Below are 24,599 nucleotides of genomic sequence, written 5' to 3' on the forward strand. Positions count from 1 at the left end.
CCGGGCTTGACCCGGGCATCCACGTCTCCGCGCCTGATCCTAAAACGTGGATGGCCGGGACAAGCCCGGCCATGACGCAAGAGTTTTGGATTTGGCGCTTATTGCGAGATCGTTTGCACGACGCTCGCGATCGGACGGGAGTTCGTGCCTGCGGTCGGCACCTTCATGTCCTTCATCAGCGCCTCGTCATATTCCGGCAGCGTCTGGAGGCTCGTCTTGGCCTTCATCTGCACGACCTTGTAACCGCCGGCCTTCAGCCGCGCGAGCAGCGTCGGCAGGGCGAGGCCCGTGTTCTTCTGGAAGTCGTGCATCAGGATGATGCCCTTGCCGAGCTTGTCCAGCCTCGTCATCACGGTCTCGACGATCTTCTCCGGCGTCGCGCCCTTCCTGAAGTCGAAGGAGTCGATTTCGGTCGAGAACATCGCGACGTTGCGGGTGCCGAAATAGCTCACCATCGCGGGATTGTGCTGAAGCTGCGGAAAGCGGAAGAACGGCGCCGGGTTGGTGCCGAGCGCGAATTTCACTGCGCTGAAGCCCTTCTCAACCTCGTCCTTGACCTGCTGCTCGGTCAACTTCTTGCTGTTCAGATTGACATGCGACCAGGTGTGCGTGCCCACCGTGTGGCCCTGGGCCAGCACCTGCTTCAGGATCTCCGGATGGTAGGTCGCGTGCTTGCCGACCGAGAAGAACAGGCCCTTGGTGCATTCGTCCGCGAGCGCCTTCAGCACCGTGGGCGTGTTGACCGGCCACGGACCGTCGTCGAAGGTCAGCACGACCTCCTTCTCGGTCAGGAAGTCGAACTGCTTGAAATGCTCGAAGCCGAAGCCGGGGCCGCCCGTCGTGTCGATCTCGACGACGCGAAACACGCCCAGCGCGTTCGGATTGGCGCAGGCCTGCTTCGGCTGCATCGGCATGACCGGCACGGGGGCAGGTGCTGGAGCTGCTGCGGCCGGCTTGGCCGCGACGGCCGCGGTGGTCTCGACGTCGTCCTTGGCGGCGAGCTTCGCCTGTGCCGGCAATGGGTCGGCGGCACGGGCGGCAACTGTCTTGGGAGCGCCCTGGTCGGCGCGCGCGGAATAATAAAACCAACCGCCGGCGGCGATCACGACCGCCGCAACTACACTGGCCAGCATCAGGCCCAACGCATTACGCATCGTTACTCTTTCCAATTACGCAACCAAACCGGCGGAATTTCCCGCGCGACGAGCCATTAATGCGAAGTAAGAGTTAACGTGACACCAACACGACAGCGGTTGCGAAGGAATTTCAGTGGGCTGCGTCTGAGTGACTGAGATCACAGAGGACGGGTCTCCCGTGAGCGTCATCACAGTGGAAACGGTTTTGCCGGAGCATCGTAGCTCCCATCGACAACGGGCCCGCTGAGGCGGCGCCAACGGGAGCTTCAAATGACCAAGTCGTTTACCGGCAAGATCCGCGACACCAGCCTGGCCCTGGGCTTTGCCGCCATCGTCTCGATCGCTTCGACGGGCGCGAGCTTCGCCTTCTCGGCCGAGGCGCAGCAGATGTGCACGGGCGATGCCTTCCGTCTCTGCTCGGCCGAGATCCCCAATATCCCGAAGATCACCGCGTGCATGATCAAGCATCGCTCGGACCTCAGCGCCGGATGCCGCGCGGTGATGGACAAGACCCTCGCCAAGGGCGCCTCGCGCAAGGTCGCTGACGCTCAGGACACACAGTAACCAAGACGCTGCAGCTCCCCTCGTCATGCCCCCCGGCATGAAGCCGGGGTGATGCGGCGGCGCCCTGCAGCTAGTCAACAAAGCCGTTGCAGGTGCGGGATCGTCGCACTAGCTTCGCCCGCACGTCTTTCCGGGTAAGAGGCAATTGCGCGATGACCAGACTGCTTTTCGTTATTTCCTTGCTCCTGTGCGCATCGAGCGCCTCCGCGCAACAGCAGCCCGGCCATGATGCCTGCGCGCGCGACGTCACGCGCTTCTGCCGTCCCGTAATGGACAATGGCGACGGTGCCGTGCTGGCCTGCCTGAAGCAGAACCGCACCAAGCTGAGCAAGGCCTGCGACAAGGTGCTGACCCAGCACGGGCAGTGATCGTCATTCCGGGGCGCGCGAAGCGCGAACTATGGTGCGCAACTGCGCACCTGAGAATCCATCGCGCGACCAACTCCTGCGATAAATGGATTCCGGGTTCGCACCTTACGGCGCGCCCCGGAATGACGAGAGGCCTACGTACTGCTTCCCGCCGCGGTCGCGACCACCGGCAGCACCTCGCTGTTGGCGCGGTCCGGCGTGTCGTCCTTCCAGCGCACCGAACCGAAGGGGCGCTCCAGCATGCGGCGGATTCGCACCGGCTCGGGACCGATGTGGAAATCGATCGCCTGCTGATGCAGCGCGCGTTCGGACTGGGTCGCACGGTTGCGCTGACGCAAATAGTCGAGCCAGGTCGGGCAGTGATAGCGCTCGGTCCACAGCTCGGGGTCGGCGATGTCGCGCGCGATCGACCAGCCATAGGCACCGTTGCGCTGGCGCGAGAGCTGCACGTCCTGCATCACGTTGTGGAACGCGCGCGCATTCTCTTGCGCAACCCGATATTCGATCTCGACCACGAGCGGGCCGCTGCGCCCTGTCAGCGACAGCCTCACCTCGGGATCGGCCAGCATGTCCGCATCCTCGTTGCGGGCGCCGACACGCGGCATCGTGAGCCAGATGCCGAGCAGCGGCGAGATCAGCATCAGGCCGGCCGAGGTCAGCAATGCGATCTCGACGCCGGCATAGTCGGTGAGATGGCCCCAGCCCCAGGCGCCGATCGCGATGCCCCCGGCGATCGCGGCCTGGAAGGCTGCGAGCGAGCGACCGGCGACCCAGCGCGGGGCCGAGAGCTGCACGCCGATATTGAACAGCGCGATCGCCGCCATCCAGACTGCGCCGCCTAGCACCAGCGCGGCCGCCGTCAGCACCGGCTCCGTGCTCAAAGCGAGGGCGGCCATGGTGAAGGCCATCGTGATGGTGCAGGCGCGGATCGCGGCCTCGCCGCTCATGCGCTTGCGCAATTCGTGGATGTTGAGCGCGCCGATCACCGCGCCCATGCCGAAGGCGCCGAGCATGATGCCATACATCTGCGCGCCGCCATGCAGGAGGTCGCGCGCGACCAGCGGCATCAGCGCCATCACCGCGCCGCCGATCAGGCCCATCACCAGCGTGCGCAACAGCACGATCTTGATCGGCGGCGAATTGGTGATGTAGCGCACGCCCGAGACCATGGCGCGGTTGAGCTTTTCCCGCGGCAGGCGCGACACCTCGGTGTTGCGGCGCCAGAGCAGCAGCACCACCAGCAGTGGCAGATAGAGGATCGCATTGCAGGCGAATGCAGCCACCGCACCGAGCGCAGCGACGATGACGCCGCCGACCGCCGGACCGAAGCTGCGCGCGATGTTGTAGCTGATGCCGTTCAGCGCCACCGCGGACGCCAATGCCTCGGGCGGCACTTGTTCGCTGACCGAGGACTGCCAGGCCGGACCGAACAGCGCATTGCCGCTGCCGACGATGAAGCAGAAGGCGAGCAGCAATTCCGGGGTGATCAGGTTGAAGCCGGCCAGCACGGTGAGCACGCTCGCGCCGATCAGCGCGATCGACAGCGAAATCACACTGACGATGCGGCGGTCATACATGTCGGCGATGGCGCCGGCCGGCATCGAGATCAGCATGATCGGCAGCATGAGCGCGGTCTGCACCAGGGCCACCTTGTCTGCCGAGGCCGCCATCTGCGTCATCGCCCAGGCCGCACCCACGCCCTGGATCAGGAGGCCGAGATTGGAGAGCAGGCTGGCGAGCCAGATCCGCCGGAACACGGTGTACCGCAGGGGCGCTGTGATGCCGTCGGCGGCCATTTTCGGGCGGTTCGGCTGCTCGGTCATATCCCCTTCCATGTCGGATGGCAGAAGTGGTCGTGGTGATTCCGGCCAATTCAGTGATGCCCGCGAAAGTCCTTCGCTGTCCAGTGCTTAGGCCGGTATAAGCAGTGCAAAGAGCTAGGCTTGCCGGGAGGAACTGATGAAGCTGTCGCGACGGACGATTTTGCGAGGGGCTGCGAGCGTGCCTTTCGCACTTGCGAGCTTGCGGACGGGCGCGCTGGCGCAGACCGCGCCCGCCACGGAGCTGCCGCCGATTCTGTTCGTCCACGGCAATGGCGATTACGGCGCGCTCTGGATGACGACGCTTTGGCGGATGGAGTCCAACGGTATCGCGCGCGATCGCATCATGGCGATCAATTTCACCGACCCGCTGGCGCGCACCGACGACAAGGTCGAGCAGGCGGGTCGCTCCTCGACCGAGGACCAGCGCCGCGAGCTCGCTGCTGCGGTTGCTGAGCTGAAGCGCCGCACCGGCGCACCTCGCGTGGCGCTGGTCGGCAGCTCGCGCGGCGGCTACGCGATCCGTAACGTCATCAAGAACGGCGGCGCCGGTGATGTCAGCCATGCGGTGCTGTGCGGTACGCCCAATCACGGCGTGTTCGCAACAGACGACCAGCCGAACAACGAATTCAATGGCCGCGGCACGTTCCTGCGCGGACTGAACGAGGGCGAGAGTGAGGTGACGCCGGGAGTCGCTTTCCTCACGCTGCGCAGCGACGGTCTGGACAAATTCGCGCAACCCGATGGCCGCTTTATCGGCAAGCCTGGCATGCCGACCAATGTCACCGCCGAAGGGCCGGAGCTGAAGGGCGCCACCAATCTCGTGCTCGGCGCGCTCGACCATCGCGAGGTGGCGTTTCACCCGCGCGCGTTCCGCGAGATTTACAAGTTCATCGCGGGGCGCGAACCTGCGCGCATCGCGATCGTGCCGGAGACCAGCGTGAGATTGAGCGGCCTCGTCACGGGTACGCCCGGCGGCGTGCCGACCAATCGTCCGGTCGCGGGTGCAATCGTCGATGTCTTCCGTGTCGATCCTGATACCGGGGAGCGCAAAGACGGTGCGCTGTACAGCTCGACAACAGGCTCAGATGGCCGTTGGGGGCCGGCGCAGGTCGATCCCGCCTGGTCGCTCGAATTCGTGCTGACCTCGCCGGATGCGCCGACGACGCACATCTACCGCTCGCCCTTCCCGCGCTCGTCCGAGCTTGTGCATCTGCGGCCCGCGCGGCCGCTCGGGCCGGCCGACAAGGCCGCCGGCGCCGTCGTGATCATGTCGCGCCCGCGCGGCTATTTCGGCCTGCCGCGCGACGTGGTGCTGCTCGACGGCAAGGAGCCGGCCGACGTCAAGGCGGGCGTGCCCACGGATGCGGCAGCCACCCTGCGGCTTCCCGCCACCGAGGTTGGCCGTAACATCGTGGCCCAATTCGGCGAAGAACGGATTGTGGCACGCGCCTGGGCTGCGTCCGAGAACCGGATTGCCATCGCCGAGCTGACTTACTAGCTATTTACCTGCGTCCCACCTTGCGGGAGAGAGCCATGAATATCGCCAGCGTGCGTCGGCCCATCACCCCTCCGGCTCCTCCGCGGGCGCCAGACGATATGTCGTTCTTCGGCCGGCTCGCGGTCATCAGGCAGAATATGATCGCGACCTGGGGTCAACGCGCCTACGAGGAAGAGGTCATTTCTGGCCGCTTCTTCTTCCGCAACAGTTTCATCCTGAACCAGCCGGACGCGATCCGGCACGTCCTGCTCAGCAATTACGAGAACTACACGCGCACGCCGGCCGGCATCCGCATGCTGCGCCCCGTGCTCGGCGACGGCCTTCTGATTGCGGAAGGTCATTCCTGGACGTTTCAGCGCCGCACGCTCGCCCCGGCCTTCACGCCGCGCGCGACCGCAAACCTCGTTCCGCACATGACGGCCGTGCTCGACGAAACCATCGCCAAGCTGGACGCGCAAACCGGTGAGCCGGTCGACCTGCGCGCGATCATGCAGCGCATGACGCTTGAGATCGCCGGTCGCACGATGTTCTCGTTCGGCATGGACCAGCACGGCGCAACCCTGCGCAACTTCATCATGGAATATGCCGCGCGGTTGGGGCGTCCGTACTTCCTCGACATGGTGCTGCCGGTGTCCTGGCCGAGCCCGATGGATTTTGCCCGCGCCCGTTTCCGCAAGCGCTGGACCGAGTTCGTGGCCATGCTGATCGCCGAGCGGCGTAAGGCGGGCAAGAAGGACGGTGCGCCGCCGCGCGATTTGTTCGATCTCATGGACGAGGCACGCGATCCCGAGACGGGCCAGGGCTTCTCCGACGAGCAGCTGGTCGACGAGGTCGCGACCATGATTCTCGCCGGTCATGAGACCACGGCGACGGCGCTGTTCTGGGCGCTCTACCTGCTCGCGCTCGATCCCGATACGCAGGAGGAGGTGGCGTCCGAGACCCGCGGCGAGCATCTCGACAGCATGGCCGACATCGATCGCCAGAAATTCACCCGCGCGGTGATCGACGAAACCATGCGGCTCTATCCGCCGGCCTTCCTGGTCGCGCGTGCCGCGCGCGATAGGGACAATGCGGCGGGCGTCGAGATCGGCAAGGGCGACATCATCATGATCGCGCCCTGGCTCTTGCATCGGCACGAGAAGCTGTGGGATCAGCCGAACGCTTTCATTCCAAAACGGTTCATGTCGCAGGAGGCGCCGGACCGTTTTGCCTACCTGCCGTTCGGCGCAGGTCCGCGCGTCTGCATCGGCGCACCGTTTGCCCAAGCCGAATCCGTGCTGGCGCTGGCGCGGCTGATCGGAGCGTACCGAATCGAGCTTGCCGACCCCGCGACCCCCGTGATCCCGCTCGGCGTCGTCACCACCCAGCCGGACCATTCACCCCTGTTCCGCATCACGCGTCGGTGACAGGCTCGCGTCTGGCCGCTGGCGTGACCCAGCCTACATAGAGTTCCGCCATGAGCGACATCCAGGCCCAGTTCTCCGTTCTGAAGCAGACCGCCGATTCCGTTGTGGTGGAGGCCATCGCGCAGCTGATCGCCAACGGTCATGATCGCGATCTCAACCGGATCAATGCGCTGGATTTTGCCGACCGGACCGGGCTCGACCAGGAGAAGGTCATTTCCGGCTTCCTGCACGCCTCGCGGCTCGGCCTGTTCGACATGAGCTGGAACGTGCTGTGTCCCGGCTGCGGAGGTGTGCTGGGCGCCCACGCCACACTGAAGTCGTTGAAGCACGACGACTACAATTGCGCGCTCTGCGCCGCCGGATACGAGGCCTCCGTCGACGAGATGGTCGAAGTGGCCTTCACCGTCAGCCCGCGGGTCCGCCGCATCGGTGCTCATGATCCCGACACGTTGCCGATCTGGGAGTATGTGCGGCAGATGTTCTGGAGCTCAGGCGTCGACATCAACGACGAATCCTTTTCCCGCCTGATCAACCAGGTAACGCTCGAAGCCCTCGAATTGCCCGCCGGCGAGAAGGCGATCCTCTCACTCAATCTGCCGAGCCAGTTCATCATCGTGTTCGAGCCGGTCACCCATTCCGCCCATTTCCTGGAAGTTCAGGGTGAGCCGACCAGCGAGCGTCAGCAGCTGTCGATCATGTTCAACAAGCTGGAGGCGCCGGTGGGGACCACCGTGATGCGCCCCGGACCGTTGCGTCTCATGCTCGAGAACCAATCGGACAGTCGCGTATTGCCCTCGGTCTGGATTGCCGACCACGCGTTGCACGAGATGATCGGCAAGCGCAAGCCGATCCTGACCGCCAAGCGCATGCTGTCCAACCAGACGTTCCGCGACGTCTTCAAGGCCGACAACCTCAATGTCGACCAGCGACTGAAGATCACGTCCCTGACGTTCCTGTTCACCGACCTGAAGAGTTCGACGGCGCTGTATGAGCGGGTCGGCGACCTCAATGCCTTCGATCTCGTGCGGGCGCATTTTCGCGCGCTGCTGGAGATCATCGCCGCCGAGAAGGGTGCGGTCGTGAAGACGATCGGCGATGCCGTGATGGCGACCTTCGTCAGGCCCGAGCACGCCATCACCGCGGGACTGCGCATGCGCGCCGCGATGGTCGAATTGAACAAGCAGCGCGGCGCCAACGACCTCATTCTCAAGATCGGGATCCACGAAGGCCCCTGCCTCGCAGTCATGCTCAACGAGCGGCAGGATTATTTCGGCCAGACCGTCAACATCGCCGCCCGCGTGCAGAGCCTGTCGACCGCGCAGGAGATCCACATCACCGGCCCGGTGCTGGACGCTCCCGCAGTCGCCGAGGTGCTCGAGCAGCGCGCCATCAAGCCGATCCAGAAGCAGGCCGCGCTCCGTGGCATCGCCGACAAGATGGTGGTGTACGAGATACCGTGAGGCACCATTCGTCATTCCGGGTTCGATGCTGGGGCATCGCCCCGGAATGACGGTGAACAGATTGCCGAAACGTAATACGCGCGCGGAACTGACGCACGTTGCGCCGGTTGGGTTTCTTGCTCATATAATGCTGGTAACGGCCGCGCTCCTTGCGGCGTCATCAATCTCGGTAGGACCTATGCTCGACGGCTTGCGCCAATTCATCGCCGACATTGTCGGTCCCCAAGCCCAGGACCGCGCATTTGGCGACAGCGATTACCGGCTGGCCGCGACCGCGCTGCTGGTCCATGTGGTCTCGCTGGACGGCCAGCCGAGCGCGGCCGAGCAGCGCAAGCTGCACAGCCTGATCGAAAGCCATTTCGGGCTCGACCGCGGCACCGCTGACCGTCTCATCGCCGACGCCACCCAGGTCGAAGGCGAGGCCGTCGACCTCTATCACTTCACCAGCGTCATCATGCGCTCGCTCGACGAAGCGGGTCGCAAGCGGATCGTGCAGATGATGTGGGAGCTGGTCTATGCCGACGGAGAGGTCAGCGAGTTCGAGGACAATGTGGTCTGGCGCGCGTCCGACCTGCTCGGCATCTCCCAGCGTGACCGGATCGAGCTGAAGCACGCCATTGCGGAGCGTGCCGGTGGCCAGGTCAAGGATCGCGCCGTCGGACCGGTCCCCGGCGGATTGCCTGGCCTACGAGCCACATGACGAAACTTTAATATAAGCCCGGCGGTCCCCCGCTTCTGCGGATTCGACTGCAAATACCGGTCTTTCCTGCTTCCACTGTCGCTCTCACAAGCAGCCATGCTGCCAGCGCCGCTTGCCTGGCGCGCACGGCTTATGCTCTCGTTCTGGTATTGCCGGGACCACAGACTTCAATTCAAGAGACTTCGATCGTGAATGAGCGGGTAACGTTGATCACCGGTGCCTCGGCGGGCATCGGGATGGAGCTGGCGCGTGTGTTTGCCGCCAATGGACATCGCCTCGCATTGACGGCGAGACGGGTGGATCGGCTCGAAGCGCTCGCGAACGAGATCGCCGCCAAGGGTGGCAAGAAGCCGATCGTGATCGCCTGCGATCTCGAGGACCCGCATGCCGGTGAGAGGATCGCCGCGACACTTGCCGCCGAAGGCGTCGAGCTCGATCATCTCGTCAACAATGCCGGCTTCGGCGTATTCGGCGATGCCATCGAGCGCGATCGCGTCGCGCAGCTCGGTATCGTCGATGTCAACGTCCGCGCCCTGACGGATCTGTCGCTGCGCTTCGCCGATCAGCTCATCCGGAACAAGGGCGGTCTTCTCAATGTCGGCTCGGTTGCAGGCTTCCTGCCCGGCCCCGGCATGGCCGTGTACTACGCATCCAAGGCCTATGTGATTTCCTTCACCGAAGCATTGCGGGCGGAGCTCGCTCCCCGCGGCGTCCGTGTCACCGTGCTTTGCCCGGGCCCGGTCCCCACGGAATTCCAGGCCCGCGCCGGCGTCGGCTCGCAACATGACACGGCCTTTCTCAACGTCTCAGCTGCCGAGGTTGCGCGGGAGGCGTATCGCGCTCTGATGGCCAACAAACGGGCAGTGCTGCCCGGCCTCGGCAACAAGATTGTGCCGTTCGCGCTGCGCTTCTTCCCACGCGGCTTCATCCTGGCGGCCACTAGCCGGTTCCAGCGGCAGAGGCACTAAAACGCGATGAATCGTCATCGCGCTTTAGCTCTTTGTTTGAGCATGATCTTTTCGGAAAACCGCTTCACACTTTTCCGGATCATGCTGACAACGCCGCCCGCGTCCGTAGTGGCCCGGAGCTTGCTTCCAGACGTGCGCGTGTGTGCGCAAACTCACACGATGTTAACCATCGCTTAGCTATGCTGGCGGTCTGAACCGATAGCACTCGCAGAGGCCATGTCGTTCCGGACGGACAGGTTTGGTGGCGCAGAGGTGGTCGCCTTCCCACAGAGGGCGGCGAGCGTCGCCGCCGCTGAAACCCGGCTGCCGGTTCTGATCGTCCTGCATCAGGAATGCTCGACACCCGGCCGCGTCGGCAATGCGTTGCGCGCGCTCGGCCACCGCCTCGACATCCGCCGTCCTCGCTTCGGCGATCCCCTGCCCGAGACGCTCGATCAGCATGCCGGGGTCGTGATCTTCGGCGGGCCGATGAGCGCCAATGATTCCGACGACTACATTCGCCGTGAGATCGACTGGATCGAAATTCCGCTCCGCGAGCAGCGCCCGTTGCTCGGCATCTGCTTAGGGGCGCAGATGCTGGCGATGCAGCTCGGGGCCCGTGTCGCGCCGCATGCGCAGGCGCTGACGCAGATCGGGTACTACCCGATCAGGCCGACCGCCGCGGGCCGCGCGCTCTGCCCGCACTGGCCGGCGCAGGTCTATCACTGGCATCGCGAGGGCTTTGAGCTGCCTGGAGGCGCCGACTTGCTCGCCGAAGGCGATGATTTCCCGGTGCAGGCGTTCCGCACGGGCAATGCTTTCGGCGTGCAGTTCCACCCCGATGTGACCTATGCGATGATGTGCCGCTGGACCACGCGCGGCTATGACGGATTCAGCGCGCCCGGTGCACGGCAGCGGCATCATCATTTCGCGGATCGCGCCGTCTACGATGTCGCCGAACGCGCCTGGCTCGATCATTTCCTCGACGGCTGGTTGGAGCGCCGGCCGATGCTGGCGCAAGCCGCCGAGTGATCGCGGCTTCGCGCAAGTCCTTGGCGCAAGTCCTTGGCGCAGGTCCTTGGCGCAAGTCCTTCTCCCATCCCGGGGTATGCTAGGCTCGCTTCTAACGAGCGCGTGCGAACGCGTGCCGGCAAACAAGGGAGAGCGTCATGGCCTACGAACACATTCTCTATGAGGTGAGCGACAAGATCGCGACCATCACGCTCAACCGCCCCGATCGTATGAATGCATGGACGCCGGTCATGGAGCGCGACGTGCGCAACGCGATGGAGGCATCGAGCGCCGACGACAATGTCCGCGTCATCGTCCTCACCGGCGCGGGCCGCGCCTTCTGCGCCGGCGCCGACATGGATGCGCTGAAGGGCCTCGATCCCAACGACGTCAGGCGCGCCTCGAACCTGCCGCCGTTCGACATGAATCGCCGGCCAGACTGGCAGACGCGGTACGGCTATTATCCTTCGATCAAGAAGCCTGTGATCGCCATGCTGAACGGCGCGACGGCAGGCATTGGACTGGTGCATGCACTCTATTGCGACCTTCGCTTTGCCGCCGACAACACCGTGTTCACCACCGCCTTCGCGCGGCGCGGCCTGATCGCCGAGCACGGCATCAGCTGGATGCTGCCGCGCATCGTCGGCCACGCCAATGCGCTGGATCTGCTGCTCTCGGCGCGGCGCGTGTCGAGCGAGGAGGCACTGCGGATCGGGCTGGTCAACCGGCTCTGTCCGCCGGAGAAGCTGCGTGAAGAGACGTATACTTACGCGCGCGATCTCGCCGATTTCGTCTCGCCGAGCGCGATGGCCGTGATCAAGCGCCAGCTCTACGAGGTGCCGTTCCAGACGCTGGCCGAGGCGACGATCGAGGCCAACAGGGAGATGATGGTGGCGCTGAACGGGAGTGATTTCAGGGAGGGCGTGGCGAGCTTCATGGAGAAGCGGCCGCCGAGGTTTACGGGGAGGTAGGGGGAGTTCACGGAGAGGGTCCGCCGTCGCCCTTCGGGCTATGGCGGGACAGCCTTCGCTCACTTCGCTACGAGAGAGCACGGCTGGCTTGCCTAGCCGTAGCTCGCGAAGCGAGCGAAGGCTGGTGGAGCCAGGCGGGATCGAACCGCCGACCTCGTCATTGCGAACGACGCGCTCTCCCAGCTGAGCTATGGCCCCTTTGCTGGCCGCTCTGGTGAACGCGGCCGACAACCGGGCGCCATTTAAGTCCCCGCCAAGGTCAAGTCAAGGACGGGCGTAACCCGGTTTTAGCTCTCAGGGTGCCGACTTCCCTTGTTTGGGCCTGACGGAACCGATATCTAGCAAACGGGGCGTCAATCCCGACCGAGCCAGAGTTTTCAAAAGCCAGAGGCCTCATAAGCCATGCGTGCCGTTCTCGACATCGTCATCATCGTGCTCGACCTCTACGTCTGGCTGCTGATCGCCTCCGCGATCCTGTCCTGGCTGATCGCCTTCAACGTGGTGAACACCCGTAACCAGTTCGTGTCGGCGGTGGCGGAGTTCCTCTACCGGATCACCGAGCCTCTGCTGGCGCCGATTCGCAATTTCCTGCCCAGCCTCGGCGGTCTCGACATCTCGCCGATCATCCTGATCCTGATCATCATGTTCATCGAGCGGGTGATCCTGTACTACATCTACCCGAACGTGGTCTAAGCGGGCGGGAGCGCCTTGGTTGCCAACAAGGAGCCTTGTTGTCAGGAGCCTTGCCCTAAGGACCCTTGGCGCTACTCGGCCGCAGGAATCAGCATCGCGCTGCGGGTGACGCCGCGCGGCGGCCGCGACGACATCGACGGGATCGAGCAGCTTTCGGATGGCCGCAGCGTGCTCAAGGTGCGGGTGCGCGCCATTGCCGATGGCGGCGAGGCCAACAAGGCCGTGCTGGCGCTGCTGGCGAAATCGCTCGGCGTGCCCAAGAGCAATGTAAAGCTGCTATCCGGAGCCACGTCGCGGCTGAAGCAGATCGCGGTCGACGGCGATCCGGCGCGTCTCGGCGAAACCCTGCGCCAGCTCACATCGGCCAAACCGACAGATTGAGAGAACGGACATGACCGCTGATATCATCGATGGAAAAGTCATTGCGGCGGAACTCCGTGGCCGCGTCGCCGAGGAGGTCGCCCGCGTCAAGCGCGAGCACAATCTGGTGCCGGGCCTTGCAGTGGTCCTGGTCGGCAACGACCCCGCCAGCGAAGTCTATGTCCGTTCAAAACACACCCAGACCCAGGCCGCGGGCATGGCCTCGTTCGAGCACAAGCTGCCGGCCGACGTCTCCCAGGCAGATCTGCTGGCGCTGGTCGCAAAGCTCAATCGCGATCCCGCCGTGCACGGCATTCTCGTGCAATTGCCGTTGCCGAAGGGGCTGAACACCGAGGCCGTCATCAACGCCATCGACCCCGCCAAGGATGTCGACGGGCTGCATCCGAACAATGCCGGCCGGCTCGCCGGCGGCTTCGAGGCGCTGTCGCCCTGCACGCCGCTCGGCTGCATCATCCTGACCAAAAGCGTGCACGCCTCGCTCGAAGGCATGAACGCCATCGTCATCGGCCGCTCCAACCTGGTCGGCCGCCCGCTCGTGCAATTGCTGCTGAACGAGAACGCCACGGTGACGATCGCGCATTCGCGCTCGCGCGACCTGCCTGGCCTCGTGAAGAAAGCGGACCTCGTCTATGCAGCAGTGGGCAAACCAGAAATGGTGCGCGGCGACTGGCTGAAGCCGGGTGCGACCGTGATCGATGTGGGCATCAATCGCATCCCGAAGGAGGACGGCAAGACGCGCCTCGTCGGCGATGTCGCCTATCAGGAAGCGCTTGCCGTTGCCGGCGCGATCACGCCGGTGCCGGGCGGTGTCGGCCAGATGACGGTGGCGTGCCTGTTGGTGAACACGCTCCGCGCGGCCTGCGCGATCGCCGGCCTGCCGAAGCCGGCGGTGTAGTTGAGCGTCATTCCGAGGCGGCTCGCAGAGCCAAACCCGGAATCTCGCGCCCCGACCTCTGGATTCCGGGTTCGCTCTGACGCGCCCCGGAATGACCGTGCGGATCAGCCCTTCTTCTTCTTCTCGCGCTCGATGCCTTCTTGGATCAGCTGGTGCGCTTCCTCCGGGCCGCCCCAGCGCAGGATCTTCACCCACTTGCCCTTTTCGAGATCCTTGTAGTGCTCGAAGAAGTGCTGGATCTGCTGCAGCGTGATGTCGGGCAAATCGGAATACGACTTCACCTTGTCGTAGCGCTGCGTCAGCTTGGACGACGGCACCGCCAGGATCTTCTCGTCGCCGCCGGCTTCGTCCTCCATGAACAGCACCCCAACCGGACGCACGCTCATGACGGCGCCGGGGATGATGGCGCGGGTGTTGATGATCAGCACGTCGCAGGGGTCACCGTCATCCGACAGCGTATGCGGGATGAAGCCGTAATTGCCGGGGTAACGCATCGGCGTGTAGAGGAAGCGGTCGACCACCAGCGTGCCGGCCTCCTTGTCCATCTCGTACTTGATCGGTTCGCCGCCCACGGGGACCTCGATGATGACATTGACGTCGTGGGGGACGTTCTTTCCGATCGAGACCGCATCGATACGCATTCAAGGCTCCGTTGTTGCCGAGGATAAATCGCGCCCGGCAGCGATTTTGGCGCTGTCATACGCGGGCTTGGCCCGCTGATCCATCGCGTTTTTGTGAAATAATGAATCCGGCGATCACCGGCGCAAGCGGCCTGCGGTATCGACGGATGGGAACGCTGCCCGGCTAGGGTTTCAGCAGCTCAATTGGTCCAAGCGAAGGCAACCTTGTCGAGCGCCTTCGGTCCGAAACGCTCCGACGAGCGCGCCACCATGCGACCACCCAGGGCGCGGTAGAACTCGGTAGCGGGATCGTTGTCCGAGAGCGCCCACACCACCATGCTCTTCAGCCCGCTCTGCATCAGGTCGCGGCGGGCGGCGGCAAACAGGCGGCGGCCGAAGCCGAGGCCCTGAAACTCGGGCCGCAGATAAAGCTCGTAGATCTCGCCGTCGAAATGCAGGCTGCGGGCCCGGTTGCGGCCGTAATTGGCATAGCCGGCGATCTTGTCACCGAACACCAGCACGCTGACACGGCTGCCCTTGCGGATCGCGCTGTCCCACCACTGCGGACCGCGGCGGTTGATCAGCTTCTCCAGCTCGGCGCCGGGAATGATGCCCTGATAGGCCGAACGCCAGGCTTCGTCATGGGTCGACGCCACCGCAGTTGCATCTGCGGCTTTGGCCGGCCGGACCTCGATCAGGGTTGTGCTCATGGACGCGATCAAACCAAGTCGCCGCGCCGGCGGCAAGACCTATCGTTAATTATCGGTTAACCTGTGGACTTTCTGCATCAGTATTTCAACCGAGTTGTGCCGAAAAAAGACAGGACGGCAACTCCGAGGGCACCTGCGTGCGTGCCGTCGGTGCAAAACTCCTGTTGCTTGCGGCAACGAAGGAACGGCAATGGGCACCGCAGAAAGTCCGCTCATTGTGATTCGTTCCTACTAGTGTGCCTGTCGCTGTTCTTATTCGCCCTCGGCAATTCATGCGGCTCCTCAATACCATCGCGCTCCTGCCTCTGCTGGCCTTGCTGACCGCGCCGCCTCTGTGCGCAGAGGTCAGGTTCGGTCCATCGGGAGAGGAGGGCGCACCGTTTCGTCGGCAGGAATGGCGCGTGCCAACGCCGGATACCGATCTTGCTGCGCATGCCCTGCTGTTTCGCCCCTCGGGCCCAGGTCCGTTCCGGCTCGCGGTGATCGCACACGCCTCGACGCAGAACACGCTACGTCGGGTGCAAATGCCGCAGCCGGAATACCGCCCGCTCGCCGGCTATCTCGTCGCGCGCGGCTTTGCCGTGCTGGTGCCGGAGCGGCCAGGCCATGGTGCCACCGGCGGCCGCTACCTCGAGGATCAGGGCGGCTGCGGCGAGCCCGACTACACGCGCTCGGGCCGCGCAACGGCCGACGCAATCAAACTGGCGCTGGTCCAGCTGCAAAAGCAGGATTTCATCCGCAAGGATGGCGCGATCGTGATCGGCCATTCCGCCGGCGGATGGGGTGCGCTGGCGCTCGCCGGTGCCGATCCGAAGGTGATCTCCGCCATCACCGTGTTTGCACCGGGACGCGGCGGCCATGCCAATGATGAGCCGAACCGAATCTGCGCGCCGCACACCCTGCTCGCCGCCGCAGCGGAATTCGGCAAGACCGCGCGCATTCCCGTCACCTGGCTCGTTGCGCCCAATGACAGCTATTTCGCGCCGGCATTCTCGCAGAAACTCGTCGATGCGTTTCGCGGCACGGGCGGCAAGGCTGAGTTTCGCCCGCTGCCGGCCGTCGGCAGCGAAGGCCATTGGATGATCGAAACCGAAGCCGGCGTCAAAGCCGCCAGCGGCGAGCTCGCGCGGGCGCTGAACCCGCCCAAGCCTGTGGCGACCAAGAAGCCATGACGCTGTATTTCCTGTTCAAATTTGTTCACGTCCTCGGCGCCATCGTCATTCTCGGCACCGGGACCGGCATCGCCTTCTTCATGCTGATGGCGCATCGCACGCAGGACCCGGAGTTCATCGCCCGCACCGCTTCGGTCGTGGTCATCGCGGATGCGATCTTCACGCTGTCGGCCGTGATCCTCCAGCCGGTCAGCGGCGGCGTGCTGATGATGCTGTCGGCGACCTCGATCACGGAGCGCTGGCTGCTGGCCTCACTCGCGCTCTACGCGATTGCCGGCTTGTTCTGGGTGCCGGTCGTGTTCATGCAGATCGAGATGCGGGACCTCGCGCGCAAGGCTGCTGCGCAGCGCAGTGCGCTCCCACAGCGCTATTTCGTGCTATTCCGCCGCTGGTTCGCGTTCGGCTTCCCCGGCTTCGGCGCGACGATGGCCATCCTGTGGCTGATGATCGCGAAACCGTTTTGAGAGAAGCGATGAGTGAGCGAACCGTTTTGGTGCTCGGCGCCTCCGGCCTGATCGGCCGCTTCGTCACCGACGATCTGCGCACGCGGGGCTTTCGCGTCGTCGGCGTGGCGCGGAGCCTGTCGCCGGCGCAGAGGATGAGCGCGCTGGACATCGAGCTGCCGATCCTCATCCTCGACACGGCCGCGCTGACGCGTCTCCTCAGCGAGCACGGGGTAGACGTCGTCGTGAACTGTCTCGGCGTGCTCCAGGATGGCCCCGGCAGCAACACGAGCGCGGTGCATCGCGATTTCGTCGCGCGACTGCTTCGGGCGATCGGCGGCAGCGGCCGCGCAATCCGGCTGGTGCACATCTCGATCCCCGGCTCCGCGGAGGCGGACCGCACCGCCTTCGCTACGACCAAACGCGAGGCCGAGCGCCTGATCGGGGCTAGCGGCATTCCTCATGCCATCCTGCGGCCCGGCTTCGTGGTCGCACCGTCAGCCTATGGCGGTAGCGCCATGCTCCGCGCGCTTGCAGCCTTTCCGATCGATTTGCCGGCCAAGGACATGGCAACGCCATTTCAGCCCGTGGCGATCGAGGATATTACGGCGACCGTCGCCTGGCTCGCCGCGCGCGACATCGACGATGCCTCGTTGAGGGCGGTGAGCTGGGACCTGATGCAGGCCGAACCGATCACCATGGCCGGCGTCATCAAGCCGTTTCGCCATGCGTTCGGCACGGACGGCTGGCCGCGCATCGCGATGCCCCGCTTCCTGCTCGATCTCGGCGTGAAACTCGGCGATGTCGCCTGCTATCTCGGCTGGACGCCGCCGATGCGCTCGACCGCCATTGCCGAGCTGCGTCGCGGCGTGACTGGCGATCCGTCAGCGTGGAGCGCCGCGACGGGTATCGCGCCGAAGCATCTGGCTGAGGCGATCGGACGCCATCCTGCCAGCATCCAGGACAAATGGTTCGCGCGCCTGTTCCTGGTCAAGGCGCTGATTTTCGCAAGCCTGGTCGCGTTCTGGGTCGTCTCCGGTTTCATCGCCTTGTTCGTGTCCTACGGTGCCGCCGCCGGCATTTTGACCGCGCACAACTTTCCGCCCGCGCTGGTTGATCCCATCACCATCGGCACCAGCCTGATGGACATGAGCATCGGTGTCTTGATCGCCTTCCGCCGAACGGCTGCGATCGGCTTGGTCGCGGGTATTTTCGCTTCGCTCGGCTATATGCTGGGCGCGGCGATCCTGACGCCCGACCTCTGGATCGAGCCGCTTGGCGCGCTGGTGAAGACCGGGCCGGCGATCGTCTTGATGGTCGTCGCGCTCCTGATGCTGGATAACCGATAGCGTTTTCGAGCGAAGTGGATTCCGGTTCGCGTGAAGAAAACGCGTCAAAAAGAGAGTCTGATGCCCAAATGGCCTGAGGACGACGTCATTCTGTTCGACGGCGTCTGCATCTTCTGCTCACGCTGGGTCCGCTTCGTCGCCAAGCGCGACACGGCGAGGCAGTTTCGGTTCACGCCGATCCAGTCGGATTATGGCGCCCGGCTCGCGCGCACGTTCGGCATCGACCCCGATGATCCCGACACCAACGCGGTTGTCCACGGCGGCGAGGTGTTCATGAAGTCGGATGCTGTGCTGACGGTGCTGTCGCAACTCCCAGGCTGGCGCTGGGTGCGCGCATTATTGGTGTTGCCGAAGCCGCTGCGGGATGCGGTCTACAGCCTCGTCGCGCGCAACCGCTATCGCATCTTCGGAAAGTATGACGCCTGCTTCGTGCCAGATGCGGATTTGCGAGCGCGAGTGATCGAGTAGCCCGCAATGACGGAGCTTGCAGCTAAGGCTTGCCCAGAGCCGCCAGCACTTCCTTCGCCGCCCGCTCGCCGCTGTCCCGTGCACCATGCGCGGTCGTGAAGAAGGTCGGCGACGTCGCCTCGCCCGCGAAGAACAGACGTGCATCCACCGGCGCAGCCAGCACCGCACGGTCGCCGGCATGGCCGGGCAGCGCATGCGAATACGACCCCCGCGCAAAGGGATCGCGGGCCCAACGCGATTCATACAGCGGCTTCAGCTTGCGGCGGATATCGTTGCCGAGAAAACCCGCGATCTCGCTGATGGCTTGGGCGGCGATGGCACCGTCGCCGGCATCTTCCAGCGCGCGGGCAAAGCTGCCGCCGAAAAAGCCCTCGATGCAGGGCTGGCCGAACGGGCGGATGTGATAGGTGCCCATCTCCGTGCGCATGGTGGCGCCGCGTAGATTGCCTTCTGTCGGAAAGGTCTCGGCGTCATCGAGGGCCAGCGTCACCTTATCGTCGACGCCGAGCGGCAGGCCCGCCGCTGCGTTCACCTTTGCGGGGAGCGGCGGCGAGAAGCGGATGGCTTCTTCCGCGATGAGATTGGTCGGCACGGTGACGATCGCCTTGTCCGCGGTCAGCGCGCCCCGCGACGTCTCGATGTGGACGCGTTTGTCCGAATGATCGATCAGCGCGACATTGCAATTCAGCGCCACCGGGCAGGGCGCACCATAGGCCGCAATCAGCGCGCCATAGCCGCGGCGGACGCGCCAATTGAAGTTGGTGTCCTCATAGGCTTCCCAGTCCAGCGTCGACATATCTTTCAGCTCGCAGCCGTTGATATAGGTCGAGATCGCGTCGATCATCGGATTCCAGCGATTACCGGGCTCCAAATGCGAGCTCGCGGCCTCGTCCTTACCTGTTTGCGCCGCTTCCCACAGACGCTCATAGAACGCGTCCATTGCGCGCATGAAATCGTCGCGCTCGCTTTCCGGAAAGGCATTGCCGTAGGCCCGCTCGCGCCAGGGCGGCAGGTCCTTGTTGAGCTCGAAACCGAGCTGTCGCGCGATCGGCACGAAAGAGTTCTTGTCGGCCGAATGCAGCCAGCCGCAGCCGACGTCGAACGTCACCTCGGGTGAGGCCTGCACCGTCCAGGCCCGGCCGCCGAGCCGGTCACGTGCCTCCAGCACGATGACGGAGAGGCCACGGCCCGCCAGCGCGTGCGCCGCGCCGAGGCCGGCGGCACCAGCGCCGATGATCGCGACGTCGACGGAGGAGGGGAGGGACATGAAAAAGCGAATAGTGAGTGGCGAATGGCGAATAGAGTATCGGAACTAGGGCCTGTGGCCAAACGGCCCTATTCGCCACTCGCCAATCCCCATTCGCCCGCTTACGCCACCGCTTCCTTGGCCTTTTCCGCGCGCTTGCGCTCGTTCGGGTCGAGGTGCTTCTTGCGCAGGCGGATCGACTTCGGGGTGACCTCGACCAGCTCGTCGTCCTCGATATAGGCGAGCGCCTTTTCCAGCGTCATGCGGATCGGCGGGGTCAGGCGCACCGCCTCGTCCTTCGAGGTGGTGCGGATGTTGGTGAGCTGCTTGCCCTTGAGCACGTTGATCTCGAGATCGTTGTCGCGGGTGTGCTCGCCGACGATCATGCCGCGATAGACCTTCCAGCCCGGCTCGATCATCATCGGGCCGCGGTCTTCCAGCTTGAACATGGCGTAAGCCACCGCTTCGCCCTGGTCGTTGGAGATCAAGACGCCGTTGCGGCGGCCCTGGATCTCGCCCTTATAAGGGGCATAGCCGTGGAACAGGCGGTTCATGATCGCAGTGCCGCGGGTGTCGGTGAGCAATTCGCCCTGGTAGCCGATCAGGCCGCGGGTCGGCGCGTAGAACACCAGGCGCTGACGGTTGCCGCCCGAGGGCTTCATCTCGATCAGCTCGGATTTGCGCTCGCTCATCTTCTGCACGACGACGCCGGAATGCTCCTCGTCGACGTCGATCACGACCTCCTCGATCGGCTCCATGGTGGCGCCGGTCGCTTCGTCCTTCTGGTAGACGACGCGCGGACGCGACACCGAGAGCTCGAAGCCCTCGCGGCGCATGGTCTCGATCAGGATCGCGAGCTGGAGTTCGCCGCGGCCCGACACTTCCATCGCGTCCTTGTCGGCGGATTCGACGACGCGCAGCGCGACGTTGCCCTCGGCTTCGCGCAGGAGACGGTCGCGGATCATGCGGCTCGTCACCTTGTCGCCTTCGGTGCCGGCGAGCGGGGAGTTGTTGACGATGAACGACATCGACACGGTCGGCGGATCGATCGGCTGCGCCGGCAGCGGCACCTCGACGGTCGGGTCGCAGAAGGTGTCGGCGACGGTGCCCTTGGTGAGGCCCGCGATCGCGACGATGTCGCCGGCTTCGGCTTCATCGAGCGGGGTGCGCTCGAGGCCGCGGAATGCCAGGATCTTGGTGATGCGCCCGGACTCGACCAGCTTGCCGTCGGCGTTCAGCACCTTGACCTGCTGGTTCGGCTTCAGCGTGCCGGAAGAGATGCGGCCGGTGATGATGCGGCCGAGATAGGGGTTGGCTTCGAGGATGGTACCGATCATGCGGAACGGACCTTCCTCGACCTTCGGCGGGGCGACGTGGCGCAGGATCAGGTCGAACAGCGGCTCCATGCCCTTGTCCTGCGGACCTTCGGGGCTATCCGCCATCCAGCCCTGCTTGGCCGACCCGTAGAGGATCGGGAAATCGAGCTGCTCCTCGCTGGCATCGAGCGCCGCGAACAGGTCGAACACCTCGTTGATGACTTCGGTCGGGCGTGCGTCAGGGCGGTCGACCTTGTTGATGACGACGATCGGCTTGAGGCCGACCTTAAGCGCCTTGGAGACCACGAATTTGGTCTGCGGCAGCGGGCCTTCGGCGGCGTCGACCAGCACCAGGGCGCCGTCCACCATGTTGAGGATGCGCTCGACCTCACCGCCGAAATCGGCGTGGCCGGGAGTGTCGACAATGTTGACGCGGGTGTCCTTCCACTGCACCGAGGCCGCCTTGGCCAGGATGGTGATGCCGCGCTCGCGCTCCAGATCGTTGGAGTCCATGGCGCGATCGGTCACCTTCTGGTTCTCGCGGAACGTGCCGGACTGCTGCAGGAGTTTGTCGACCAGGGTCGTCTTGCCGTGGTCGACGTGGGCGATGATGGCGACGTTACGAAGATTCATGAGTGAGCTTCTTTGCGGTCGAACAATGGGTTAAGCGCGATCTCGCCGGTCGGACCGGGACCTCTTCTCGAAACAACGCTGGAAGACTGGAAACGGGGCGCTTTCCGCCCAAAAAGGAAGCCCGGCCATATCAGACCGGGCGCCCTGCGCGTTGCGGCGCAATATATGCAAAAACGGCCAAAAAACAATGTGTTCTTTGACCGTTGGTTGACTGAATTTTGTCCGGGAATCCCCGGGGCTTAGGGCTGGGTCGGGGGGTGAGCGGGGACCCTGCGCCCCTTGATGGCCGCCCAGATCATGGCGACCCCGCCGATGCCCACGACCAGTCCCAGAAGGACGAACGGCGCGATGTCGCCAGCTATCTTGCCGTCCTCGAACATCGACACTCCGCCGAACAGCAGCGCGCAGACACCCGGCAGCAGCATGAAGATCCCGGCGATCGCCATCAGGGCGGTGAGGCAACCGCTGCGAGCTGGGCCGGGCGTTGGTGCGGGTGGCGGTAGAACCGGCGGTGGCGTGTCGCTCATCGTGGTGCCTCCTCGGTTTGCCTCGCCTCGTGATAGGTTTGCCCCTCGAGCCCGGCGCGAATCCGGGAGATGGCGCCATTCCGATAGAACAGATTGTAGGTGTCGAACGGGATGATCGCCCCCTGCTCGGTCACGAAATGGATGCAGCTGCGCTTGACGTTGCCGACGCAGAAATTGAAGCGGTCGAGAAACTGCACGATGGTGACGCGGAAGACGTTTTCGTAGGTGAGCCCGTCCGGCACCTGAAAGCTCGGCAGGCAGCACAACAATTCGCAGACGCGCTCGGACGTGTTGAGGGGCCCTGAGGAGAGCGAGAACAGGTCGATGAACTTTTCCCGCAGAACCGGATATTTCTCCGGGCTGATTGTGTTGGGCATCACCGCCACCAGCTGCTCCTGCGGGATCAGCGAGGTCAGCGGCAGCACCTTCTCGCCGTTGCGCAGGCCATAGCCGATCGAGATGCTCTCGGGGTTGCAGGGCAGCGGGATCATGTCCTTGTCGCCGAACACGCCGGTTTCGATCACGCGCTTGCGGATCTCCGACAGCATGATGCGGTCGGTATTCTTGTCGAAGCTCTCGTTGCGGCCGGCATCCTGGACCGGCTGCAATGTCACCCCGCGCACGCACGTCCAGGTCAGCGCGTGGCGCACGATGTCGCCGATCTCGGAATCGTTGACGCCGCGCTTGATGGTCGCGACCAGCGTGGTCGAGATGCCGTAATGCTCGAGATTTTCCAGCGCCTGCTGGCGGATTTTTCGCAAGTCCGCGCCGCGCAGATTGATCAGCGCGTCGCGCTGCAGCGAATCGAATTGGAGATAGACTTCCAGCCCGCGCTTGTTCTCGGCGAGCCGCGCCACGAAATCCTTTTCGCGGGCGATGCGCAGGCCGTTGGTGTTGATCATGACGTGGCGGATCGGCCGGGCGCGCACGGCATCCAGGATCTCGAAGAAGTCAGGATGCAGCGTCGGTTCGCCACCGGAAATCTGCACGAGATCGGGCTCGCCCTCGCTCGCGACCAGCGCATCGAGCATCTTCCCCACCGTCGCGAGCGGCGTGAATTTGGTTCGTGCCGGCGAGGACTCCGCGAAGCAGACCGGGCAGGTGAGGTTGCAATGCTCGGTGATCTCGATCAGCGCCAAGCAGGAATGCTGCTCGTGGTCGGGACAGAGGCCGCAATCATAGGGGCAGCCGAATTGGGTGCGTTCCTGGAATTGCAGCGGCCGGTCGCCCGGCTTGATGAAATCCTTGCACAGCCGCCAATAGGCGGCATCGGTCGACACCAACGTCGATTGCACGCCGTGCTCCCTGCAACGCTTTTCGTACCAGACCTCGTTGCCGAGAATCTGGATCTTGGTCGGAACCAGCTTCAGGCAGGTCTCGCAAAGAGATTGGGTCTGGCCCCAGAAGATGTAGGGGCGCGACTTACGCAACGGCGCGTTCATGCAAGTGACTCGTTTTGTAAGCGTCTCGCTTGGGGTGCCGTCGCGAGCATGAATGCGGCGTAGAGCAGGACGGACAGCGACAGTAGGTGAAACAGGGTCAGGGGCCCGACCAGCGTGCCATAGGGCTTGAGGAATTCCCATAGGAAGCGCTGCATTCCGTAATAGGCGAGCACCAGGTAGAAACCATTGGTGATCGTGAACGCGTTCCGGTTCAAGACCGCCACCACATAGGCGAGCGCGAACAGGGCCATGGCCGCGCTCTCGTAGAGCTGCACGGGATGGCGGCGAACGCCGTCGCCGAAATCATGGCCGAAGGGCAGCGCCGTCGGCGTGCCATAGGTGAAATCGTCGAGCCCTGCGAAGTAACAGCCGATCCGGCCGATCGCGATGCCGAGCGCCAGCGGCAGCGCGAAGCGCGCGCCGGTTCGCACCGTGACGTCTGCGGACCATTTGTAGAGCTCGATCGCCACGATGCCGCCCGCCAGCCCGCCCTCGACCGAGCGCGCAATGCCGCTTTGCCCCGACAGCCACAGATTGGCGGAGCCGAACAGATAGGCGCCAAGGCCTGCGCCAAACACCAGCGTGGCGATATAGGGCAGCGCGAAGGATTGCGAGGGAAACTGCAAGCCCCATCGCGACAGCCAAAAGACGGCGGTAGCCGCCGCCAGCCAGGCCAGGATGTCGAAGAGAGTGTGAAGGAAAGCCCCGCTCATGCGGGGCCAGTATAGCACGGCTACGTTCAAACAGCGCGATGCGCATGATTGCGCCCTCTCCCCTTGTGGGAGAGGGCATCACCGCTCGCAGACACAGGCTCACTGGG

At 64.5% G+C, this 24,599-nt stretch carries 25 protein-coding genes and 1 tRNA gene; 16 read left to right on the forward strand and 10 right to left on the reverse strand.

Annotation, left to right across the window (positions count from 1 at the left end; all coding sequences use genetic code 11):
• Positions 1 to 98 precede the first annotated feature (98 nt).
• On the reverse strand, positions 99 to 1,154 hold the full coding sequence (locus I6F36_RS21310) for a polysaccharide deacetylase family protein (protein WP_225172086.1): 1,056 nt from the start codon (positions 1,152 to 1,154) through the stop codon (positions 99 to 101).
• A gap of 252 nt (positions 1,155 to 1,406) precedes the next feature.
• Between I6F36_RS21310 and I6F36_RS21315 the strand changes: the two genes are divergently transcribed.
• Entirely contained in the window at positions 1,407 to 1,700 is a 294-nt protein-coding gene (locus I6F36_RS21315) for a hypothetical protein (RefSeq protein ID WP_036038816.1), read from the forward strand.
• A gap of 152 nt (positions 1,701 to 1,852) precedes the next feature.
• The gene (locus I6F36_RS21320) at positions 1,853 to 2,068 is read left to right on the forward strand and encodes a hypothetical protein (RefSeq protein ID WP_036002903.1); all 216 of its coding nucleotides are present in this window, start codon (positions 1,853 to 1,855) and stop codon (positions 2,066 to 2,068) included.
• Positions 2,069 to 2,202: 134 nt separating this feature from the next.
• On the opposite strand, the gene I6F36_RS21325 is transcribed toward I6F36_RS21320, so the two are convergent.
• Positions 2,203 to 3,891 (reverse strand): MFS transporter, encoded by a 1,689-nt coding sequence (locus I6F36_RS21325; protein WP_036002980.1) that lies wholly within the window; start codon positions 3,889 to 3,891, stop codon positions 2,203 to 2,205.
• Positions 3,892 to 4,027: 136 nt separating this feature from the next.
• On the opposite strand from I6F36_RS21325, the gene I6F36_RS21330 reads away from it, so the two are divergent.
• The 7 genes from I6F36_RS21330 (at position 4,028) to I6F36_RS21360 (ending at position 11,884) form a co-directional block, all read left to right on the forward strand.
• On the forward strand, positions 4,028 to 5,389 hold the full coding sequence (locus I6F36_RS21330; RefSeq protein ID WP_225172087.1) for a hydrolase: 1,362 nt from the start codon (positions 4,028 to 4,030) through the stop codon (positions 5,387 to 5,389).
• A gap of 35 nt (positions 5,390 to 5,424) precedes the next feature.
• The gene (locus tag I6F36_RS21335) at positions 5,425 to 6,795 is read left to right on the forward strand and encodes a cytochrome P450 (RefSeq protein WP_036002897.1); all 1,371 of its coding nucleotides are present in this window, start codon (positions 5,425 to 5,427) and stop codon (positions 6,793 to 6,795) included.
• A 50-nt stretch (positions 6,796 to 6,845) separates the two neighbouring features.
• Positions 6,846 to 8,255: an adenylate/guanylate cyclase domain-containing protein gene (locus tag I6F36_RS21340; protein ID WP_225172088.1), complete on the forward strand. Its 1,410-nt coding sequence runs from the start codon at positions 6,846 to 6,848 to the stop codon at positions 8,253 to 8,255.
• A 178-nt stretch (positions 8,256 to 8,433) separates the two neighbouring features.
• Positions 8,434 to 8,955 carry a TerB family tellurite resistance protein gene (locus I6F36_RS21345; protein WP_036002890.1) on the forward strand — a complete coding sequence of 174 codons (522 nt, stop codon included), beginning with the start codon at positions 8,434 to 8,436 and terminating at the stop codon, positions 8,953 to 8,955.
• 188 nt (positions 8,956 to 9,143) lie between these two features.
• On the forward strand, positions 9,144 to 9,923 hold the full coding sequence (locus I6F36_RS21350) for an SDR family oxidoreductase (RefSeq protein ID WP_225172089.1): 780 nt from the start codon (positions 9,144 to 9,146) through the stop codon (positions 9,921 to 9,923).
• 216 nt (positions 9,924 to 10,139) lie between these two features.
• On the forward strand, positions 10,140 to 10,934 hold the full coding sequence (locus tag I6F36_RS21355) for a glutamine amidotransferase (RefSeq protein WP_225172090.1): 795 nt from the start codon (positions 10,140 to 10,142) through the stop codon (positions 10,932 to 10,934).
• A gap of 137 nt (positions 10,935 to 11,071) precedes the next feature.
• Complete coding sequence (locus I6F36_RS21360; protein ID WP_036002884.1) at positions 11,072 to 11,884, forward strand: enoyl-CoA hydratase; 813 nt, start codon at positions 11,072 to 11,074, stop codon at positions 11,882 to 11,884.
• A 122-nt stretch (positions 11,885 to 12,006) separates the two neighbouring features.
• Here I6F36_RS21360 and I6F36_RS21365 read toward each other — a convergent pair.
• Positions 12,007 to 12,082: transfer RNA gene (locus I6F36_RS21365), tRNA-Ala, on the reverse strand.
• A 204-nt stretch (positions 12,083 to 12,286) separates the two neighbouring features.
• Between I6F36_RS21365 and I6F36_RS21370 the strand changes: the two genes are divergently transcribed.
• From I6F36_RS21370 to folD, 3 genes are read left to right on the forward strand one after another with little or no spacing between them, the layout of a single operon-like run.
• Positions 12,287 to 12,577 (forward strand): YggT family protein, encoded by a 291-nt coding sequence (locus I6F36_RS21370; protein ID WP_036002872.1) that lies wholly within the window; start codon positions 12,287 to 12,289, stop codon positions 12,575 to 12,577.
• A gap of 15 nt (positions 12,578 to 12,592) precedes the next feature.
• On the forward strand, positions 12,593 to 12,958 hold the full coding sequence (locus I6F36_RS21375) for a DUF167 domain-containing protein (RefSeq protein WP_051056859.1): 366 nt from the start codon (positions 12,593 to 12,595) through the stop codon (positions 12,956 to 12,958).
• Positions 12,959 to 12,968: 10 nt separating this feature from the next.
• Positions 12,969 to 13,853, forward strand: coding sequence for a bifunctional methylenetetrahydrofolate dehydrogenase/methenyltetrahydrofolate cyclohydrolase FolD (gene folD, locus I6F36_RS21380; RefSeq protein WP_225113187.1), 885 nt, complete (start codon positions 12,969 to 12,971; stop codon positions 13,851 to 13,853).
• Between the two features lie 104 nt (positions 13,854 to 13,957).
• Here folD and ppa read toward each other — a convergent pair whose 3' ends face one another.
• Together ppa and I6F36_RS21390 are read right to left on the reverse strand one after the other, a co-directional pair.
• The gene (gene ppa / locus I6F36_RS21385; RefSeq protein ID WP_036002867.1) at positions 13,958 to 14,494 is read right to left on the reverse strand and encodes an inorganic diphosphatase; all 537 of its coding nucleotides are present in this window, start codon (positions 14,492 to 14,494) and stop codon (positions 13,958 to 13,960) included.
• A 179-nt stretch (positions 14,495 to 14,673) separates the two neighbouring features.
• Positions 14,674 to 15,183, reverse strand: coding sequence for a GNAT family N-acetyltransferase (locus I6F36_RS21390; RefSeq protein ID WP_024338772.1), 510 nt, complete (start codon positions 15,181 to 15,183; stop codon positions 14,674 to 14,676).
• Positions 15,184 to 15,455: 272 nt separating this feature from the next.
• Between I6F36_RS21390 and I6F36_RS21395 the strand changes: the two genes are divergently transcribed.
• The 4 genes from I6F36_RS21395 to I6F36_RS21410 are packed head-to-tail and all read left to right on the forward strand — an operon-like array spanning position 15,456 to position 18,615.
• Positions 15,456 to 16,355 carry a S9 family peptidase gene (locus I6F36_RS21395; protein ID WP_225172091.1) on the forward strand — a complete coding sequence of 300 codons (900 nt, stop codon included), beginning with the start codon at positions 15,456 to 15,458 and terminating at the stop codon, positions 16,353 to 16,355.
• Positions 16,352 to 16,819: a DUF2269 domain-containing protein gene (locus I6F36_RS21400; RefSeq protein WP_057025834.1), complete on the forward strand. Its 468-nt coding sequence runs from the start codon at positions 16,352 to 16,354 to the stop codon at positions 16,817 to 16,819. Before I6F36_RS21395 ends, I6F36_RS21400 begins: the two co-directional genes overlap by 4 nt.
• 8 nt (positions 16,820 to 16,827) lie before the next feature.
• On the forward strand, positions 16,828 to 18,147 hold the full coding sequence (locus tag I6F36_RS21405; protein ID WP_225172092.1) for an SDR family oxidoreductase: 1,320 nt from the start codon (positions 16,828 to 16,830) through the stop codon (positions 18,145 to 18,147).
• A gap of 60 nt (positions 18,148 to 18,207) precedes the next feature.
• Entirely contained in the window at positions 18,208 to 18,615 is a 408-nt protein-coding gene (locus I6F36_RS21410; RefSeq protein ID WP_225172093.1) for a thiol-disulfide oxidoreductase DCC family protein, read from the forward strand.
• Between the two features lie 22 nt (positions 18,616 to 18,637).
• Here the strand turns inward: I6F36_RS21410 and I6F36_RS21415 are convergent, their stop codons facing one another.
• From I6F36_RS21415 to I6F36_RS21435, 5 genes are all read right to left on the reverse strand, one after another.
• Positions 18,638 to 19,882 (reverse strand): NAD(P)/FAD-dependent oxidoreductase, encoded by a 1,245-nt coding sequence (locus tag I6F36_RS21415; RefSeq protein ID WP_225142342.1) that lies wholly within the window; start codon positions 19,880 to 19,882, stop codon positions 18,638 to 18,640.
• 101 nt (positions 19,883 to 19,983) lie between these two features.
• Positions 19,984 to 21,810 carry a translational GTPase TypA gene (typA, locus tag I6F36_RS21420; protein ID WP_036002847.1) on the reverse strand — a complete coding sequence of 609 codons (1,827 nt, stop codon included), beginning with the start codon at positions 21,808 to 21,810 and terminating at the stop codon, positions 19,984 to 19,986.
• A 239-nt stretch (positions 21,811 to 22,049) separates the two neighbouring features.
• Entirely contained in the window at positions 22,050 to 22,337 is a 288-nt protein-coding gene (locus tag I6F36_RS21425) for a hypothetical protein (protein WP_225172094.1), read from the reverse strand.
• Positions 22,334 to 23,779, reverse strand: coding sequence for a radical SAM protein (locus I6F36_RS21430; protein WP_225172095.1), 1,446 nt, complete (start codon positions 23,777 to 23,779; stop codon positions 22,334 to 22,336). The genes I6F36_RS21425 and I6F36_RS21430 overlap by 4 nt, the downstream gene beginning before the upstream one ends.
• The gene (locus I6F36_RS21435) at positions 23,776 to 24,492 is read right to left on the reverse strand and encodes a prolipoprotein diacylglyceryl transferase family protein (protein WP_225172096.1); all 717 of its coding nucleotides are present in this window, start codon (positions 24,490 to 24,492) and stop codon (positions 23,776 to 23,778) included. The genes I6F36_RS21430 and I6F36_RS21435 overlap by 4 nt, the downstream gene beginning before the upstream one ends.
• Positions 24,493 to 24,599 lie beyond the last annotated feature (107 nt).

Origin of the sequence: Bradyrhizobium sp. BRP19, from assembly GCF_020194195.1 — a bacterium.
Taxonomy (GTDB): domain Bacteria; phylum Pseudomonadota; class Alphaproteobacteria; order Rhizobiales; family Xanthobacteraceae; genus Bradyrhizobium; species Bradyrhizobium yuanmingense.